Origin of the sequence: Amycolatopsis sp. NPDC059235, from assembly GCF_042754125.1 — a bacterium.
Taxonomy (GTDB): domain Bacteria; phylum Actinomycetota; class Actinomycetes; order Mycobacteriales; family Pseudonocardiaceae; genus Amycolatopsis; species Amycolatopsis albidoflava.
In genome coordinates, this window is the sequence record NZ_JBHZAG010000005.1 from 143,434 (window position 1) to 160,279 (window position 16,846).

At 66.5% G+C, this 16,846-nt stretch carries 16 protein-coding genes; 8 read left to right on the forward strand and 8 right to left on the reverse strand.

The genetic code is table 11. The features are described from left to right. The first annotated feature begins 304 nt into the window (after window positions 1–304). The 4 genes from ACFXI3_RS05365 to ACFXI3_RS05380 all read left to right on the forward strand — a co-directional run bounded on the left by ACFXI3_RS05365 (window position 305) and on the right by ACFXI3_RS05380 (window position 3,877). The gene (locus ACFXI3_RS05365; protein ID WP_378398195.1) at window positions 305–808 is read left to right on the forward strand and encodes a hypothetical protein; all 504 of its coding nucleotides are present in this window, start codon (window positions 305–307) and stop codon (window positions 806–808) included. 104 nt (window positions 809–912) lie between these two features. Continuing rightward, a complete protein-coding gene (locus ACFXI3_RS05370) occupies window positions 913–1,956 on the forward strand; it encodes an MBL fold metallo-hydrolase (RefSeq protein WP_378398196.1) in 1,044 nt (347 codons plus the stop codon). A 52-nt stretch (window positions 1,957–2,008) separates the two neighbouring features. Further along, complete coding sequence (locus ACFXI3_RS05375; protein ID WP_378398261.1) at window positions 2,009–2,452, forward strand: GNAT family N-acetyltransferase; 444 nt, start codon at window positions 2,009–2,011, stop codon at window positions 2,450–2,452. Between the two features lie 150 nt (window positions 2,453–2,602). Then, a complete protein-coding gene (locus ACFXI3_RS05380) occupies window positions 2,603–3,877 on the forward strand; it encodes a DUF222 domain-containing protein (protein ID WP_378398197.1) in 1,275 nt (424 codons plus the stop codon). A gap of 5 nt (window positions 3,878–3,882) precedes the next feature. On the opposite strand, the gene mnmA is transcribed toward ACFXI3_RS05380, so the two are convergent. The 3 genes from mnmA to ACFXI3_RS05395 all read right to left on the reverse strand — a co-directional run bounded on the left by mnmA (window position 3,883) and on the right by ACFXI3_RS05395 (window position 7,606). Then, window positions 3,883–4,977, reverse strand: coding sequence for a tRNA 2-thiouridine(34) synthase MnmA (gene mnmA, locus ACFXI3_RS05385; protein WP_378398198.1), 1,095 nt, complete (start codon window positions 4,975–4,977; stop codon window positions 3,883–3,885). 3 nt (window positions 4,978–4,980) lie between these two features. Next, complete coding sequence (locus ACFXI3_RS05390; RefSeq protein WP_378398199.1) at window positions 4,981–6,177, reverse strand: cysteine desulfurase family protein; 1,197 nt, start codon at window positions 6,175–6,177, stop codon at window positions 4,981–4,983. A 64-nt stretch (window positions 6,178–6,241) separates the two neighbouring features. Beyond that, window positions 6,242–7,606, reverse strand: coding sequence for an MFS transporter (locus ACFXI3_RS05395; protein ID WP_378398201.1), 1,365 nt, complete (start codon window positions 7,604–7,606; stop codon window positions 6,242–6,244). A gap of 441 nt (window positions 7,607–8,047) precedes the next feature. On the opposite strand from ACFXI3_RS05395, the gene ACFXI3_RS05400 reads away from it, so the two are divergent. After that, complete coding sequence (locus tag ACFXI3_RS05400) at window positions 8,048–8,953, forward strand: NADP-dependent oxidoreductase (protein ID WP_378398263.1); 906 nt, start codon at window positions 8,048–8,050, stop codon at window positions 8,951–8,953. A gap of 430 nt (window positions 8,954–9,383) precedes the next feature. Here ACFXI3_RS05400 and ACFXI3_RS05405 read toward each other — a convergent pair whose 3' ends face one another. From ACFXI3_RS05405 to ACFXI3_RS05420, 4 genes are all read right to left on the reverse strand, one after another. Further along, window positions 9,384–10,268, reverse strand: a complete 885-nt coding sequence (locus ACFXI3_RS05405; RefSeq protein ID WP_378398202.1) for a lysophospholipid acyltransferase family protein — start codon at window positions 10,266–10,268, stop codon at window positions 9,384–9,386. Then, window positions 10,265–11,047, reverse strand: coding sequence for a GNAT family N-acyltransferase (locus ACFXI3_RS05410; protein ID WP_344285513.1), 783 nt, complete (start codon window positions 11,045–11,047; stop codon window positions 10,265–10,267). The genes ACFXI3_RS05405 and ACFXI3_RS05410 overlap by 4 nt, the downstream gene beginning before the upstream one ends. A gap of 176 nt (window positions 11,048–11,223) precedes the next feature. Continuing rightward, a complete protein-coding gene (locus ACFXI3_RS05415) occupies window positions 11,224–12,183 on the reverse strand; it encodes an electron transfer flavoprotein subunit alpha/FixB family protein (RefSeq protein WP_116198804.1) in 960 nt (319 codons plus the stop codon). 28 nt (window positions 12,184–12,211) lie between these two features. Beyond that, on the reverse strand, window positions 12,212–12,997 hold the full coding sequence (locus tag ACFXI3_RS05420) for an electron transfer flavoprotein subunit beta/FixA family protein (RefSeq protein ID WP_116198805.1): 786 nt from the start codon (window positions 12,995–12,997) through the stop codon (window positions 12,212–12,214). A gap of 243 nt (window positions 12,998–13,240) precedes the next feature. Here ACFXI3_RS05420 and ACFXI3_RS05425 point away from each other — a divergent pair, with 243 nt between their 5' ends. After that, window positions 13,241–14,080: a DegV family protein gene (locus ACFXI3_RS05425; RefSeq protein ID WP_344285504.1), complete on the forward strand. Its 840-nt coding sequence runs from the start codon at window positions 13,241–13,243 to the stop codon at window positions 14,078–14,080. Here the strand turns inward: ACFXI3_RS05425 and ACFXI3_RS05430 are convergent. Next, a complete protein-coding gene (locus tag ACFXI3_RS05430) occupies window positions 14,058–14,489 on the reverse strand; it encodes a hypothetical protein (RefSeq protein ID WP_378398204.1) in 432 nt (143 codons plus the stop codon). The two genes, ACFXI3_RS05425 and ACFXI3_RS05430, sit on opposite strands and share 23 nt — an antisense overlap. Window positions 14,490–14,542: 53 nt before the next feature. Here ACFXI3_RS05430 and ACFXI3_RS05435 point away from each other — a divergent pair, with 53 nt between their 5' ends. Beyond that, a complete protein-coding gene (locus tag ACFXI3_RS05435; protein WP_378398205.1) occupies window positions 14,543–15,316 on the forward strand; it encodes a methyltransferase domain-containing protein in 774 nt (257 codons plus the stop codon). Continuing rightward, complete coding sequence (locus tag ACFXI3_RS05440) at window positions 15,313–16,842, forward strand: 1,4-alpha-glucan branching protein domain-containing protein (RefSeq protein ID WP_378398206.1); 1,530 nt, start codon at window positions 15,313–15,315, stop codon at window positions 16,840–16,842. The genes ACFXI3_RS05435 and ACFXI3_RS05440 overlap by 4 nt, the downstream gene beginning before the upstream one ends. Window positions 16,843–16,846: the final 4 nt, after the last annotated feature.

The following is a 16,846-nucleotide window of genomic DNA, read 5'->3' on the forward strand; positions in this document are numbered from 1 at the left end:
ACCGCCCCTCGGGACAAGCTTCACCCGACCGCGCGGCAATAGCCGGACATTCGCCGCATATCCCTTTGCCTGCACCGAATTCGCGGTCACCGCGTTAGTCTGGATCGTCATGACCAGCCCCGCCCCGCCACCGCCCGGCAAAACACCCGGTGACGCATCCGCCCGGGAGCCGCGGCGGGGAACTATGCCCGGAGCACCGTACCGCCGGGCGTCAAGCCGCTCCTTTGAGCGGACTCTCTTCACGGAGCCGGTCCTTTACGTCAGCCGGGAGGCAAAGCCGACTGCCGCCGGCGAGGAGTACGGCGTGTTCGACCGCCAGGGCCTCCACATTGGCGGAGTTGCTGTCACCACCCCCAGTTTCCTGCGCAAATTGATTCAGCTCCTGTGGAAATCTGATCAGTACGTCAGTCGCAGGTTCGAGGTCCGCGACGCGAACCAGAGCACTGTCCTCAAGGTCGAGAAACCGACGAAGGACCCGCTGGCCCGCTTCGTGGTCACCCGCGCGGACGGGACGCCGATCGGCGAAATCATCCCAGCCAAAGCAGACGGCGTCCGTTTCACCCTGCGTGCCGAAGGCAAAGCAATCGCCAAAGTCGTCGCCCGTGGCCGGCGACGGTGGGAGGTCACCGTCGAGGACCCGGCCGGCACCGAAGTCGCCCACGTCGGACACCCGTCACCCGAGCTTTCGCCGATCAGCGGCAACGCCTGTCTCGTAGAGATCCCGCTGCAGGTTCCGGAGCCCCTGGCCAGCATGCTCGTCGCGACAACGTTGACCATCGACATCGCACTCACCGCGCAACCCAGCTGACCACGTGACCGGTGTCTCAGCGCCGCCAGGTGGACAGCGACCGGAATACGGCCCAATGTAAGGAAAGTCCGGGACGCCGAGGTCCCGCCTGGACGGAGGTCGCCGTGGAGCCGTTGCCCGAAGGCAGTAACTCGAACTGGGCGGATCCCGGGGTCTACGAAGTGGCCGCCGGCGTCTACCGGATCCCCTTGCCGCTGCCGAACGACGCCTTGCGGGCGGTCAACGTCTACGCCGTCACCGATGGCACGAATCTCGTACTCGTCGACTCGGGTTGGGCACTCACCGAATCTCGCCGGTTATTGGCCGACGCACTCAAGGCTATCGATGCCGAACTCGGCGATGTTCGAGAGTTCCTCATCACCCACGTCCACCGTGACCACTACACGCAGGCAGTCGCGCTTCGGCGCGAGTTCGGCAACCGGATCGCCCTCGGCAAGCTCGAACAGCCTTCGCTCGACGCGAGCGCAAACCCGAACCAGTTCCCCATGCAAGCCCAACTCGACCTCCTCCGCCTCAGCGACGGACAAGAGGTCATCACCGCACTCAGCAAGCTGTTCGGTTCGGAACCTCGCCACACCGAGGCGAATCTTTGGGAAGACCCGGACGAATGGCTGACGCCCGGCCGGCGCGCAGTGCTGCCCGACCGCGAATTCGACGTGGTCCATACCCCAGGACACACCAACGGGCATGTGGTTTTCGTAGACGGCGCGGCCAATCTCTTGTTCACCGGCGACCACGTGCTCCCGCACATCACTCCGTCGATCGGATTCCAGCCGGTTCCGGCCGAGTTGCCGCTGAACGACTATCTCGACTCCCTCCGCTTGGTTCGCGGCATGCCGGACCGGCGCATGCTGCCGGCTCATGGGCCAGTCACCGACAGCGTGCATGCCCGGATCGACGAGCTTCTCGAACATCACCGGCAACGCCTCGAAACGATGGCCGCTCAAATCGAAGCCGGGGCCACGACCGCTTTTGAAGCTGCCAACCGCCTCGGCTGGACCCGCCGTGGCCGCAAACTGTCCGAAATGGACGCCTTCAATCAAATGCTCGCCGTCCTCGAGACTGGCGCGCACCTGGATCTCCTGGTCTCGCAGAACAAGCTCGCAGCCAAAGACGTCGATGGCATTCGCCGCTACAAGACCACGTAGCGGACAGCCGTCCATCACCCGCCCAGTGGAATACTGATCCTCCGTGCCTCCTATCACTGTGAGACGAGCTCGCTCCGAGGACGTCGAAGCCATCGTCCAGATGCTTGCGGACGACCAACTCGGAGCAACCCGCGACTCGCCAACCGACCTTGAGCCCTACCTGCGAGCGTTCAAAGCCATTGCTGCAGACCCAAATCAGCTGCTGGTCGTCGCAACATCAAATGACCGACCGATAGCCACACTTCAGCTCACGATCATCCCCGGCCTCGCACGACGCGGGGCCTTTCGCGGACAAATCGAAGCTGTACGCGTACACCGCGACCACCGCAGCTCAGGCTTGGGCGCGCAACTCGTCGAGTGGGCTATCGACGAATCGCGGCGACGTGGCTGCAACCTAGTCCAGCTCACCTCCGACACAACGAGGACGGCAGCGCACCGCTTCTACGAAAGATTGGGCTTCGTCGCGAGTCACACCGGTTTCAAGCTGCATCTCTGATCACCTCCTCTGCACAGCTCTAGCCATGCTCGCGCGATCACCCGACTTTCACCGTGCCAGAGTTGTCACGCAAAAGCCAAGCGATTGCACGATGGGTCCCTTCGCACAATTTAGCTGACTGTGCCCGAATAGATGCGTATCGTGACGATCATGAGCCAGTCGACTACACCGGCGAACCACGCCGATCAGGCCAACAAGACCACCGAAACCGCAGACCTCGCCTTCCTGCTTCGCACCATGCACGCGAACCTCGACCTCTTCAATCGCCTGCAGACAGATCAGTTGATGGCAGCGGTGAAGGACGCGAACCGCCAGATCGCCCGCTTGCAGGCCCTGCAGCTGCATTGCATGGCAGGCATGCGAAGACGAAGATCAGACCCGCATGAGCTGGCGTGCGAGTTCGCGCTTGCCTTGCACATCACCGATACCCGAGCCGGAGCGATGATCGCCGCCGCCGAAGCGCTGGCCCAGCGTCTGCCTCGAACGTTCCGGCTGATGGATGAGGGCAAGTTCGACCTCTATCGCGCCATGAAGGTCACCGACGGCACGAGCCAGCTGTCCGACCGCCACGCACGAATGGTCGACTACCTGCTTGAACACCGGCTAGAGGACAAGAACCCGACCCAGGTCCGCAAGGCAACCGCTTACGCCGCAACGAAAATCGACCCGGACGGTGCAATGGACCGACTGGCTCGGCGGAAAGCCGAGCGGCGCGTCATCCTGCAGCACCAGAGCGAAGGCATCTCGCGGATCTCGGTCGACAACGCCTCGACCGACAAAGCGACAGCGGCCTACCTCCGCGTCGACAAGATCGCTCGATCGCTCAAGACGGGCGACGAGAAGCGAACCCTCGACCAACTGCGTGCTGACGTCGCGATCGATCTCTTACTTAGCGGCAAGGGCGGCGTTCCCGAGCAGACCGAGGTGTATCTCTATGTCGATCTGCAGACCTACCTGGGGCTCAACGACAATCCCGCTGAGCTGGCCAGCCACGGTCACATCCCGGCCGAACTCGCGCGCCACATCGCAACCGGCCCCGACACGGTCGTCCGCCGAGTCATCACTGACCCGCTGACCGGACAAGTGATCGAAGTCGGCAAGTTCCGGTATCGGCCGAGCATCGATGTGGACGAGTTCGTGCGGGTCCGCGACCGTGAATGCCGACAGCCCGGCTGCCCGCGGCCCGCGCAGAACTGCTTGACGGAACCAACAGGGCCAGATTCCGCGGACGCAGACTCGACGTTGAGCTACTGCCTACGGCACCGCCGTCTTAAGAATCGTGCCGACTGGACCTACGAGGTCCTGCAGGACGGAAAGCTCATCATCACGACACCGACCGGCGAGAAAGCTGAAAGCGCGCCTCCGCCGCTGCACGATCCCCAGCTCACGCCAGAACAGCCTGGAGAGGAACGCCTAGGCGCATAAGGAGGTCAGTGCGTGCCAGAGATCTTGGCGCTCCCGAGGACGAGGTCGCCGGCCTGGTCGTCTCGCCGATAAAGGACAACGACCTGGCCCGGTGCCACCCCACGCAACGGCTCGCGCAGCTGGATCGCGACCTGCCCGTCTTCACCCACTTCGGCGACCGCTTCGGCGATGCCGCCATGTGCGCGAACCTGGACGGTGCATTCAGTCGGTCCGTCCAAAGTTCGTCCACTCGGCCAGATCGCCCGGTCCGCGTCGATGGCTTGGACATCGAGGTCTGCCGACGACCCGACCTTTACCGTGCCCGAAACAGGTTCGAGCGAAAGGACATAACGAGGTCGCCCATCAGCGGCCGGCGCGTCGATACCGAGACCCTTCCGCTGGCCCACGGTGAATCCGTGCACGCCAGTGTGACGCCCGAGCACCGCACCCGTCTCCGCATCGACCAGTTCGCCGGGACGCTCGCCGAGCCGCTTCTCCAAGAAGTTCTTGGTGTCGCCGTCCGGGATGAAGCAAATGTCATGGCTGTCTGGCTTCCGTGCCACGGAAAGCCCACGCTGCTCCGCCTCAGCCCGCACGTCCGACTTCCAGGAGTCGCCCAGCGGAAACATCGCATGGCGAAGCTGGTCTGGCTGCAGTGAAGCCAGCACGTACGACTGGTCCTTGCCTTCGTCCGCGCTCCGGCGAAGTTCCAGCTCGCCGTCGACGGTCGCCAGCCGCGCATAGTGGCCGGTCGCAACAGCGTCGAAGCCAAGAGCGAGCGCCTTCTCAAGCAGCGCTTCGAACTTGATCTTCTCGTTGCAAGTCACGCAAGGATTCGGCGTGCGGCCTGCCGCGTACTCGCCGACGAATGTCTCAACGACCTCTTCGGTGAAGCGCTCGGCGAAATCCCAGATGTAGAACGGGATACCGAGGATGTCCGCGGCCCGGCGGGCGTCATGGGAGTCTTCGATGGTGCAGCAGCCGCGGGAACCAGTCCGCAGCGTGCCAGGTTGAGCCGAAAGCGCCAGGTGCACTCCGACGACGTCGTGGCCGGCGTCGACTGCACGCGCAGCGGCGACGGCCGAGTCGACTCCTCCGCTCATTGCGGCCAATACCCGCATTGGTTACACCTCTTGCTTCTGCGTTTGCTTGCGCATGCCGGCGAGACCGGCCTGTCGGGCGCGGGTGACGACGCCACCGATCTCGCGGGCCAGGGTATGCACGTCCTCCAGCGTCGACGTGTGGCCAAGCGAAAATCGAAGCGAGCCGCGGGCTGCGGCTGCGTCTGCCCCCATTGCCAGGAGAACGTGACTTGGTTGCGCGACACCGGCGGTGCACGCCGAACCGGTGGAGCACTCGATGCCCTTGGCGTCCAAGAGCATCAGCAGGCTGTCGCCCGCACAGCCGGGGAAAGTGAAGTGAGCGTGGCTCGGCAAACGCTCACCGTCGCGGCCGTTGAGAATCGCGTCCGGGACTTCGCGCAGGACCCCGGCGACGAGCTCGTCACGCAGCTTCTCGACCCGGGTGGCGTACTCCGCGCGACCGCTGATCGCCGCTTGCACCGCAGCGGCGAAGCCAGCGATCGCCGGAACGTCGAGAGTGCCTGAGCGAACGCTGCGTTCCTGGCCACCGCCGTGGAGAACGGGGACACACGAGGTGTCACGGTCGAGGAGAAGCGCGCCGACACCGTACGGGCCGCCGAGCTTGTGGCCGGTCAGTGTGAGCGCGGCCGCGCCGGATGCGGTGAAGTCGACGGGAACTGCACCGACCGCCTGGACGGCATCGGTGTGCAGGGGGATCGCGTGTTCGTTGCAGACCTCAGCGAGAGCGGCGACCGGATTGACGGTGCCGACCTCGTTGTTCGCCCACATCACCGTCGCGAGGGCAACCGTCTCAGGGGCCGAATCAATCGCGGCGCGGAGCGTTTCCGGCGATACCCGGCCGTGGTCGTCTACTTCCAGCCAGGTGATCTCGGCACCGGCGTGCTGCTCCAGCCACTCGACCGTGTCGAGGACCGCGTGATGCTCGACCGTGCTGCACAGGATGCGACGCCGAGCCGAGTCCTCCCCGCTGCGGGCCCAGAAGATGCCCTTGACCGCGAGGTTGTCACTCTCCGTACCGCCGCCGGTGAAGATGACCTCCGACGGTCGCGCGCCCAAAGCGGCGGCGATCACTTCGCGTGCTTCCTCGACGGCTCGCCGAGCACGCCGTCCCGAAGAATGCAGCGCGGAGGCGTTGCCCACGGTGGACAAAGCCTCAGTCATCGCCGCAATGGCTTCGGGCAGCATCGGAGTGGTTGCCGCGTGGTCGAGATAGGTCATCGCCCTATCAGGGTAGACCGATGCGGCCTGTGACGAAGCTCGCCCCAGGCCGCAGAGTGGCACGTCACACCTGTTTCGGCCACCTGCTCGTGAGTCGGATGCCGAGCAGAGCGAGCAGGACGAGGGCGACACTGAGCAGTCCCATCGCGGCAGAAGGCTGCGCGGCGGAGGCGACGGCGGCCAGGAGCACCCCGCCGAGGCCAATGAGCAGCGCTGATCCAACCCAGTCGGCCAGCTGCATTGCGGAGGTGTTGAACCCCCGCTCGCCTTCCGGCGAGTAGCGCAACAGAAGGACCGAGACGGCGGGCATCGCGATTCCCATCCCTGCTCCGCCGACTGCGCAGACAGCGAAGGCCACCCAGGCGGGGAACCACGGTTGGGCGACAAACCCGAAGCCGACCAGACCCACAGCGACGAGCACGAAGCCGGTGCGCAGCGATGCCTCTCGCGACCAGTCGAGGAACCGGCCTTGGAGTGCCGACGCGGCGGACCAGCCAAGCGCGGTGATGGTCAGCGGCAGGCCGGCGAGAGCGGGGCTATAGCCGTGGACAGCGGTCATGGTCAGCGGGAGATACGCCTCCATGCCCGCATACGCGCCAGCGAGCAGGGCGCGAGAGGCGACCACCGTTGGCAATCCGGGACGAGAGGTCATAGTTCCGGCGGGCAGGAGTTTGCGCAGAGCGACAGCTAGCGCGACAAGACCTACGGCTCCATAGGCAAGCGCGGCAGGCGATGGGTGTTGCGCGGCCCAGCTCAGGGCGGCGACTCCGAGCGCAGCTACAACAGCGGAGATGACGCCTGCACGACGTCCGGCTGGGAGGGGCACATGGGCGGGCAAACCGCGGGTGATCTTGTAAAGGAGGACAACTCCGATCCCGACCAGCGGTAGCAGGCCGAGGAAGACCCATCGCCAGCCGACGGTCACAGTCACCAAACCGGCAACGGACGGGCCGATCATCGCAGGGAGGACCCAAGCCGCAGCATTGGCGGCATAGATGATGGGGCGTTCGCGGTCGGTGAACGTCAGGGCGATCAACAGCGAGACGGACACCAGTAGAAATCCCGAGCCGAAGCCCTGCAGCGCACGGCCGACTAGCAGCGTCGGCATCGTGGTGGCGACGCCTGCGACGGCTAGTCCTGCGGCGAATAGCACCGGCCCCACCAGGAGAGCTGGCGCTGGTCCCCTGCGGTCGCCTAGCCGTCCGGACAAAACGGTGGCGACGACGCTGGCTACCAAGAAGGTGGTGAACGGCCAGGAGTAGAGGGCGAACCCGTTCAGTTCGGCGACCAGCGTCGGCATCGCAGTGGCGACGCCCATGTTTTCGAAGGCCACCAGCGTGACCACAAGCAGCAGGCCGACGGTGACAAGACGGTGTTCGCGACTCCAAAGGACGCTTTTTCGGGGCTGTACTCCGACGGTCTGGCTCATGATCGTGAGCTTGCAACCTCCAGCGCTCTGGAGGTCAAGCTGTCCGCCGGCCTTTCGGGGTGCGTGGTGGGGCACATCGCGGCGGGAGGGGATTCGAAGCGTCAGGAGGTGGGGTTTCGCGGTTCAAGCTGGGGAAGCCGGACCTGCGGGATCCCTGCGCATGCCGCGTCCGGGCAGTCGAGGGGCGTTCGGCGCAGGAAGTCGATGACGCCGGGTAGCTGCTGACGTTGTACTGGTCCCCTAGACCGATGAATCAGGCTTCTTGGGCGCCACCGTTGGGCATTGTCTGCGTCACGACTCCGGGACAGGCGAAGGTGAGCGAGCGCGACAGGGCGGGGGTGTTGCCGTTTACCGGCGAATCGAGCGTGCGGTTCGGAATGCGCCGGATGCTGGTTGGCTTTAAGTAGGACGTACGGCGACCGAAGGAGAGTGCGAACCGAGATGCGAGCCATCACATTCGCCGAGTACGGCGGGCCCGAAGTGCTGCAACTGAAGGATGTCCCGACGCCGGAGCCCGGTCCGGGGCAGGTCCGGGTCGCCGTCCGGCGCGCGGGGATCAACCCGATCGATTGGAAGATTCGTTCTGGGGCGATGGCCGGCGGCGCGGCGCTTGAAGGCCCGCGGATACCGGGGCTGGAGATCGCGGGTGTAGTCGACGCGGTGGGGGACGGCGCTGAATTCGGCATCGGAGACGAGGTGTTCGGCTGGTCGGCAACCGGTGGGTACGCGGAGTTCGCGCTCGGCGGAGCGATCGTTCGCAAGCCGGCTGGCCTCTCCTGGGACGACGCCGCGGCGTTGCCGGTTGCTGGCGAAACCGCGTTGCGCGTGTTGCGTCTGCTGGATGTCAAAGCCGGCGAACTGTTGGTTGTCCACGGAGCGAGTGGCGCTGTCGGCCGGTTCGCGACACAGATCGCGGTCGCGTTGGGCGCGACGGTGATCGGAACGGCTGGACAGCGCAATCTCGATGAGGTGAAAGCGCTGGGCGCGATTCCGGTGCGTTACGGCGACGGGTGGCTGGAGAGGGTCCGTGAAGTGGCGGACCGTCCGGTGGACGCGGTGTTCGACGCGTCCGGGCATGGCGTTTTGCCAGAATCGGTCGAGATGCGAGGGTCGAAGGATCGCGTCGTCACCATCGCAGATGGAGCGGCGTTCGAACTCGGCCTGCTTTTCTCGTCCGGAGGCCAGGACGGGCAGACGCCGGAGGTACTGAACGAGATCCTCGGGTATGTACACAATGGACTGCGGATTGCGCAGGGGAAGACTTTTCCGTTAGAGGAAGCCGCAGCCGCACAGGAGGAGAGCCGGAATGGGCACCCAGGCGGGAAGCTGACTATTGCCGTTTCCTGACCACGATTGTCGGCTAGGATCGACGATGGCGCACCTGCAGGTGATCGTTAGTGTCGGCGACTTGCGCCAACCGCGGCGAGCAGCCGTTGCCGCCTAGTGGCGAAAGACTGAACTCGACGGGCGGGCCGCGCCGAAGCAAGCGACTGTCGCCGCTCAACGGCGATAGACGCGGAGCGCGGAGACCAGGTGCGCCGACGCGAGCGATTCGTCGCCATTCGGCGGCAACGGATGGCGGGCCGCGGGCACCGGCGGTGGGACGGGCAGTCGTAGCCGTCCAGCGGCGAGGTGAGCTAGGTGGCTGTTGCCATTGGGTGGCGAATGGGCTGACTGTGGCCGGTGGAGAGACCAGCATGCAGGGGTCGGAGAGTTGCGGAGGGGCGTCGCCAAAAAACGGCAAAACCCCTCCGCGGCACCGTGACCAGGGTGTTCGTCAGTGCACAACCGGCTGGGAGGGCGCGCGACGGCCGACCAGGACCCGGCGACGCTGTGGCGGGATGCGGACGGTGCCGAGGGCCGAGTGGACAGAGGCTTCGGCAAGAGCAGCCAGCGAACGGCGGTCCTCGGCGCGGCCGGGAGCGATCTCCGGGCAAACATGCACTTCCAGGACCAGGCCGCGCAGCGCGGCGACCCGGCGCAGGGAGGCGATGAGCGACTCCGGCCCGATGAACGCCGGCTGGCTGGTTTCGCGGCCGTCGGCGAGGCGGTAGCGAAGGGCGATCGGCCGGACCGGGACACCGCCGTCGATCGCGGCTTGGAAGGTGGCCGTCGTGAAGCGGCCGGAGGCCAGGCCGCACCAGGTGGTGCCCTCGGGGGTGACGTTCACAAGCGCGCCGGAGCGAAGGCTGTCGGCCAGTTCGGACATGGTGCCCGGCAAGGTGCGCAAACGGTTGCGGTCCAGGAAAATACTTCCGCCGCGACGCACGAGGGTGCCGAGGATCGGCCAGGAGCCGATTTCGATCTTCGCGAGCGCGCGCATCGGACGCAGAGCGTTGATGGCGATGATGTCCAGCCACGAGATATGGTTGTTCACCACGAGCGCGCCGCGGCCGGCCGGAGCGGCGAGGAAGTCCGCACCGCCCACGACAGACATCCGCACCCCGAACGCCCTCAGCACCGCGCGGAAAATCCGGCGCAGCAAGCGTTCCCGGCTCCGGCCGCGAATCACCAGCAACGCCGGCGCGACCAGCAACGCCGTGAAGACCACGGAAATCGCTGCGGTGAAGCGCAAAATTCGCCAAGGGAAGGCAACAGTCGGCGCGCCTTCGGTGAGGCAACCGTCACCGCAAGGCGACGTCGGCATCCAAGCGTGACTCATCCTTGCGCTCCGAGGAAGAACTTCAAGTACCGCTCGTCGACCTGCTGCAGATCAAGAAGGACGAAGAAGTCCGCGACCCCGAAGTCGGCGTCGAGGGCCGGCGGGCCGCACACTTTGGCGCCGAGCCGCACGTAACCCTTGATCAGCGGCGGAAGCACGGCCCGGTCAGGACGCGCGATTGCGTCCGGGTCCCACGGGTGCAACGGCGAGACGCGCAACGAGTCGTCAGCGTGGTGTTTGGTGCGCAAGACATCCCAGACGCCTGCCGCATAACTGCCGCCATCGTTCAGCTGGACCGAAGCGCAACCCGCGAGATAACGGTGCCCGGAAAGGAGCATGTAGCGCGCGATCCCGGCCCACACCAGGCTCACGACGGCACCGCTGCGGTGGTCAGGATGGACGCAGGACCGTCCGGTCTCGACCAGGGACGGCCGCAGCGCGGCGAGCGTCGTCAGGTCGAATTCGCTGTCGGAGTAAAGCTTTCCGGCCTGCGCGGCGCGGTCCGGCGGAAGCATGCGGTAGCAGCCGACGATCTCGCCGGTGTTGTCGTCGCGGACCACGAGGTGGTCGCAGAATTCGTCGAAGTAGTCGACATCCCGGCCGGGCTCCGGGGAATGCAGTTCCGCCCCCATCTCCTCGGCGAAAACCCGGTATCGCAGTTTCTGTGCGGCGAGCACTTCATCGTTCCCGTTGGCGACCAGAAGCGAATACCGCGGCGCGCCTGCGGGAAGGTCGGCACCCGCCTGATCAGTACTGACGAGGAGCTGTGACGACGTCATGGTCAAGGTGTACCTGCCGGTAAGCGGCCTCGGAGAGTGCCAATCGATGACCGGTCAGTGCACGTTGAGTTAATTGCGGGTTCTCAGGTTCCTCTCAGACAGACGAGAAGGTTCCGGAGAACGCGGAAGGCCGCCGCGTGGCGAGCACGCGACGGCCTTCCGGGCGAAAGAAAACGTCAGCCCTTGCGCTTGTCGACAGCCTCGGTCAGCTGCGGCGCGACGTTGAACAGGTCGCCCACCACGCCGAAGTCGGCGATCTCGAAGATCGGAGCCTCGGCGTCCTTGTTGACCGCGATGATCGTCTTCGACGTCTGCATGCCGGCGCGGTGCTGGATCGCCCCGGAGATGCCGAGCGCGATGTACAGCTGGGGCGACACCGTCTTGCCGGTCTGGCCGACCTGGAACTGCGCCGGGTAGTAGCCGGAGTCGACAGCGGCACGGGACGCTCCGACAGCCGCGCCGAGCGAGTCGGCCAGCTTCTCGACGACGTCGAACTTCTCCGCAGAGCCGACGCCGCGGCCACCGGACACGACGATCGACGCCTCGGTCAGCTCCGGACGGTCGCCGCCGACGACCGGCTCGATGCCGGTGATCTTGGCGGCCTTCGCCGGGTCCTGCGCCGGAATCTCGACGGTCTCCTCGGCAGCCGCGCCATCGGCGGCTTCCGCCTCGACCGCGCCCGGACGCACCGACACGACCGGCGCACCCTTGGCAGCCTTGGCCTTCACGGAGAACGCGCCACCGAAGATGGACTGGTCCACAGTGCCGTCGGCGTTGACACCGACCGCGTCGTAGAGCAGACCGGAGCCCAGTCGCAGCGCGACCCGCGCGGCCACCTCTTTGCCCTCGGCGCTGGCGGCGACGAGCACCGCGGCCGGCGAGACCTGCTCGGCGAGCTTCGCGAGCACGTCGACCTTCGGGGTCACCAGGTAACCGGCAGCGTCGTCGCCCTCGGCGACGTATACCTTCGCCGCGCCGTGGCCGGCGAGCGCTTCCTTGGCCTTCGCCGCGGTGCCGGTCGGGCCCACCACGACGGCGGAGGGCTCGCCGAGGGCGCGCGCAGCGGTCAGCAGCTCGAGCGTGACCTTCTTGACATCACCGTCGACGTGGTCGACGAGGACGAGTACTTCAGCCATTTTCCGGAATCCTCCTCGAAACCGTGTCTCAGATGAGCTTCTGCGCGACCAGGTACTCAGCGACCTTCGAGCCGCCGTCGCCCTCGTCCTCGACCTTCTCGCCCGCGGTGCGCGGCGGCTTCGGCGAGGCCTCGACGACCGTCGACCACGCGTTGCCGAGACCGACCTCGCCCGCGTCGATGCCGAGGTCGGCGATGGTCAGCGTCTCGACCGGCTTCTTCTTCGCGGCCATGATGCCCTTGAACGACGGGTAGCGCGGCTCGTTGATCTTCTCGCTCACGCTCACCAGCGCCGGCAGATTCGCCTCGAGGTGGGTGATGCCGTCTTCCGTCTCGCGGTCGGCCTTCACGGCGGAACCCTCGACGGTCAGCTGGCGCACGTAGGTCAGCTGCGGCACGCCGAGCAGCTCGGCCAGGATCGCGGGCACGGCGGCGCCGCGGCCGTCGGACGCCTCGTTGCCGGCCAGGATCAGGTCGTAACCCTCGACCTTGCCGACAGCGGCGGCGATGACCTTCGCGGTGGCGATCGCGTCGGAGCCGTGCAGCGCCTCGTCGGAGACGTGGATGGCCTTGTCGGCGCCCATGGAGAGCGCCTTGCGGATCGCGTCGGTGGCGCGGTCCGGGCCGACCGAGATCACGGTGACCTCGCCCTCGCCGGCTTCCTTGATCTTGAGGGCCTCTTCGACGGCCTTCTCGTTGATCTCGTCGAGCACGGCGTCGGCGGATTCGCGGTCAAGGGTGTTGTCGGAACCGGAGAGCTTCCGCTCCGAGTAGGTGTCCGGTACCTGCTTGACCAGGACAACGATGTTCGTCATGGGTCTTCTTCGACCTCCCGGTTGGGGCCGGCTCTCGGCCGCGGGACAGTGCTCTACTGAGCGGTAGATTAGGGGCAATTCCGCGGCCGGACCCCTCGAGGTGACGGCATTCACCTGGATGAGCAATCTATTGGGACCATCGTCCCGGTAGTTGACCGGTTAGCCCGTCCAGCGAGCCACTCGCCCGATCGGAGCAACGGTCACTTACTCGCAGTAGGCCGTTAGGGGTTACGCTCCGGCACCATGTCCGCGCACATCGCCGTAGTCACCGACTCGACCTCGTGCCTGCCCGAGCAGCTCGCCGCTCAGTGGCGAATCAGTGTCGTCCAGGTCCAGCTGCACGTCGGAGACCAGACGGACGACGAGCACCGCTTCGACCGGAGCGAGCTCATCCAGACCATGAAATCCGGCGCGGCGGTCACGACCTCGCCGCCCGATCCCGGCGCGTTTTTCTGGACCTACCAGGACGCGGCCTCCGCCGGCGCGTCCGCCATCGTGAGCCTGCACATCTCCGGACGGCTTTCGCAGACCGTCGAGGCCGCCCGCGAAGCCGCCCAGCAGGTCCGGATTCCGGTGCACATCCTCGACAGCGGGACGGCCAGCATGAGTCTCGGCTACGCAGCGGTGTCCGCCGCCCGCGTCGCCGGGGCCGGCGGACAGCTCGAGCGGGTCCTGGACGCCGCGGAACGGCGAGTGCGCAACTCGACCGAACTGATCTACGTGGACACTCTTGAGTACTTGCGGCGATCGGGCCGGATCGGTGCCGCCCAGTCGATGCTCGGAAGTGCGTTCGCGATCAAGCCGCTGCTCACCGTCCGCAATGGAGAAGTGAGCCCGCTCGCCCGTGTTCCCGGCACTAAACGAGCGATGAACCGGCTCGTCGACCTGGCCGCGAAGGCCGCCGGCGACCAACCGGTGGACCTCGCGGTGACCCGATTCGGCTCGGACGAGAGCGAAGTCGTCCGAAAGCTGCGGGAGCGAGTGCCCGGCGCGGGCGAGATCGTGGTGGGCGACGCGAGCACCGTGATAGGAGCTCACGTCGGCCCGGGTGCGCTCAGCATCACGGTGTCGCCGTCGAACTGACCTCGATTCGCCGCCCGGGGACGACAAGCACCACGAGCGGCAGCAGGACCGTCACCGCGAGCCCGCCGATGATGAGCACCTGGTCGAGCTGCGGATAGTGCCCGACGTGACCCGCGTGGTAGACGAGGTGCGGCACGGCGAACAGCAACGCCGCGACCGCGACCAGCCGCGCGACCGTTGTGGTGCCCATCACTGCGGCGCCGACCAGCATCGCGCCGAGCGCCAGGCTGAGTCCGCCGAAATCGATGATGAAGTGCTCGTTGTAGGGCCCGTCCATGGAGACCCAGCCGTGCCGGAAACCGGGAAAGTCCTGGTAAAACCCCATCGGGTCGAGCAGCGGCCACAGCCCCTGCACCAGTGTGTAGAGACCGAGCAGGACCAGGAGGATGCGCGTGATCGTCCGTTGCATACGGCTGGAACGAGACGGCTGCGCGAAACGTGACAGGCGCTAGGGTCGCGCAGGTGACCAACGCAGCCACCCGGGCTGAGGCACTGCACCTCACCGGCGAACGGACCGTCCCCGGCATCCCCGAGGAAAACTACTGGTTCCGCCGCCATGAAGCCGCCTACCTCGCCCTGCTCCCCCACTGCGCCGACGCGACGGTGCTCGAAGCCGGCTGCGGCGAGGGCTACGGCGCCGGGCTTATCGCCCAGCACGCCCGTCGAGTGCTCGCGCTGGACTACGACGTGCCGACCACCGAGCATGTCGCGCGCCGGTATCCGGACGTCGCCGTCGCACGGGCGAACCTGGCGTACCTCCCGCTGCGCGACGGTGCCGTCGACGTGGTGGCGAACTTCCAGGTGATCGAGCATCTCTGGGACCAGGACGCTTTTCTCGCCGAATGCTTCCGCGTCCTGCGCCCGGGCGGGAAACTGCTGGTCACCACCCCGAACCGGCTCACCTTCACGCCGGACAGCGACACCCCGCTCAACCCGTTCCACACGCGCGAACTGGCACCGTCCGAATTGGACGGACTGCTGCGCGCGGCCGGGTTCACCGTCGCCGCGCTGAACGGGCTGCACCATGCGGAAACCCTGCGCACCACCGAAACCCGCTACGGCGGCTCCATCATCGACGCCCAGCTGGACGTCGTCATGGGCTCCCTTCCCGGCCAGGCCATCTGGCCCGCCGACCTCCTCGCGGACGTCGCGGCGATTCGGGCCAACGACTTCGCGGTGCACAACGACGACCTCGACGCGAGCCTCGACCTGGTGGCCGTGGCGGTGCGCCCGTGAGCGCCCGGAATCCCGCGCCCGAAGGCACGTTCTGCCTCGTCCTGCACAGCCACCTGCCGTGGCTGCCGCACCATGGCAGCTGGCCGGTCGGGGAGGAATGGCTGTACCAGGCGTGGACCCATTCGTACCTGCCGGTCGTCGACCTGCTGCGCCGTTTCGCCGCTGAGGGGCGACGCGACGTCTTGACGCTCGGCATGACGCCAGTCCTCGCCGCGCAGCTTGACGATCCGTACGCCATCCGCGCCTGCCACGACTGGGTCGGCCACTGGCAATTGCGCACGCAGCACGCATCGACGCTCTGGCACGGCGATCCGTTGCTGCGCGACCTCGCCGCCGCCGAGCACCAGGCCGCGATGCACGCCACCGAGGAGCTGGAAACGCGCTGGCGACACGGTTTCTCGCCGATCCTGCGGTCGCTTGTGGACAGTGACACGGTCGAGCTGCTCGGCGGACCGCTGACGCATCCGTTCCAGCCGTTGCTGGATCAGCGGGTGCGACGGTTCGCCCTCCAGGCTGGACTAGAGGACACCGCGCTGCGCATTGGCCGCGCACAAGAGGGTATTTGGGCACCTGAATGTGGTTATGCACCGGGAATGGAACAAGATTATCACGACGCCGGTGTTCGACGCTTCCTTGTCGACGGTCCTTCACTCCATGGTGACACTTCGTCAGCGCATCCCGTCGGTGACTCCGACGTCGTCTGCTTCGGCCGCGATCTCGAGGTCACGTACCGGGTTTGGTCGCCGAAAGCCGGCTATCCGGGCCATGCCGCGTACCGGGATTTTCACACCTGGGCACACGAAGTCGGGCTGAAGGCGTCGCGTGTCACCGGGAAAACCGTGGAGCCGCAGGACAAAGCCCCCTACGACCCGACTCTCGCCGCGGACGTTTTAGGTTCGCACGTCAAGGATTTCGTCGAAACAGTCGTCGCGCGCCTGCGATCCCTCCGCGAGCAAAACGGCCGCGAATCGCTGGTAGTTGCCGCATACGACACGGAACTCTTCGGGCATTGGTGGCACGAAGGCCCTGCCTGGCTCGAAGGGATCCTGCGGGCACTGCCCGAGGCAGGCGTCCGCGTGACCACACTGCGCGGCGCGCTCGAGGCTGGCCACCTGGGCGAGCCCGTCCAGCTGCCCGCGTCTTCGTGGGGTTCGGGCAAGGACTGGCGAGTCTGGGACGGCGAACAGGTCGCGGACATGGTGCAGGACAACACCGCGCTGCAGACCCGGCTGCTCGACTTGGTCGACAAGCAGGATGGGACCACTCGTGACGTCGTTGCCGATCAGGCCGTCGCCGAGGCGATGATGGCGCTGTCCAGCGACTGGGCGTTCATGGTCACCAAAGACTCCGCCGCAGACTACGCCCGCCGGCGCGCCCGCGTGCACACCGAACGATTCGATGCCCTGGCAGGGTTGCTCCGCAGCGGAGATCGTGCCCGCGCGCTCGCCCTGGCCGAGGAATACCGCCGGGCCGACGGCCCGTTCGGACATCTGGACGCGCGCGCCCTGCGCCGTCCTTCCGCGTGACGAT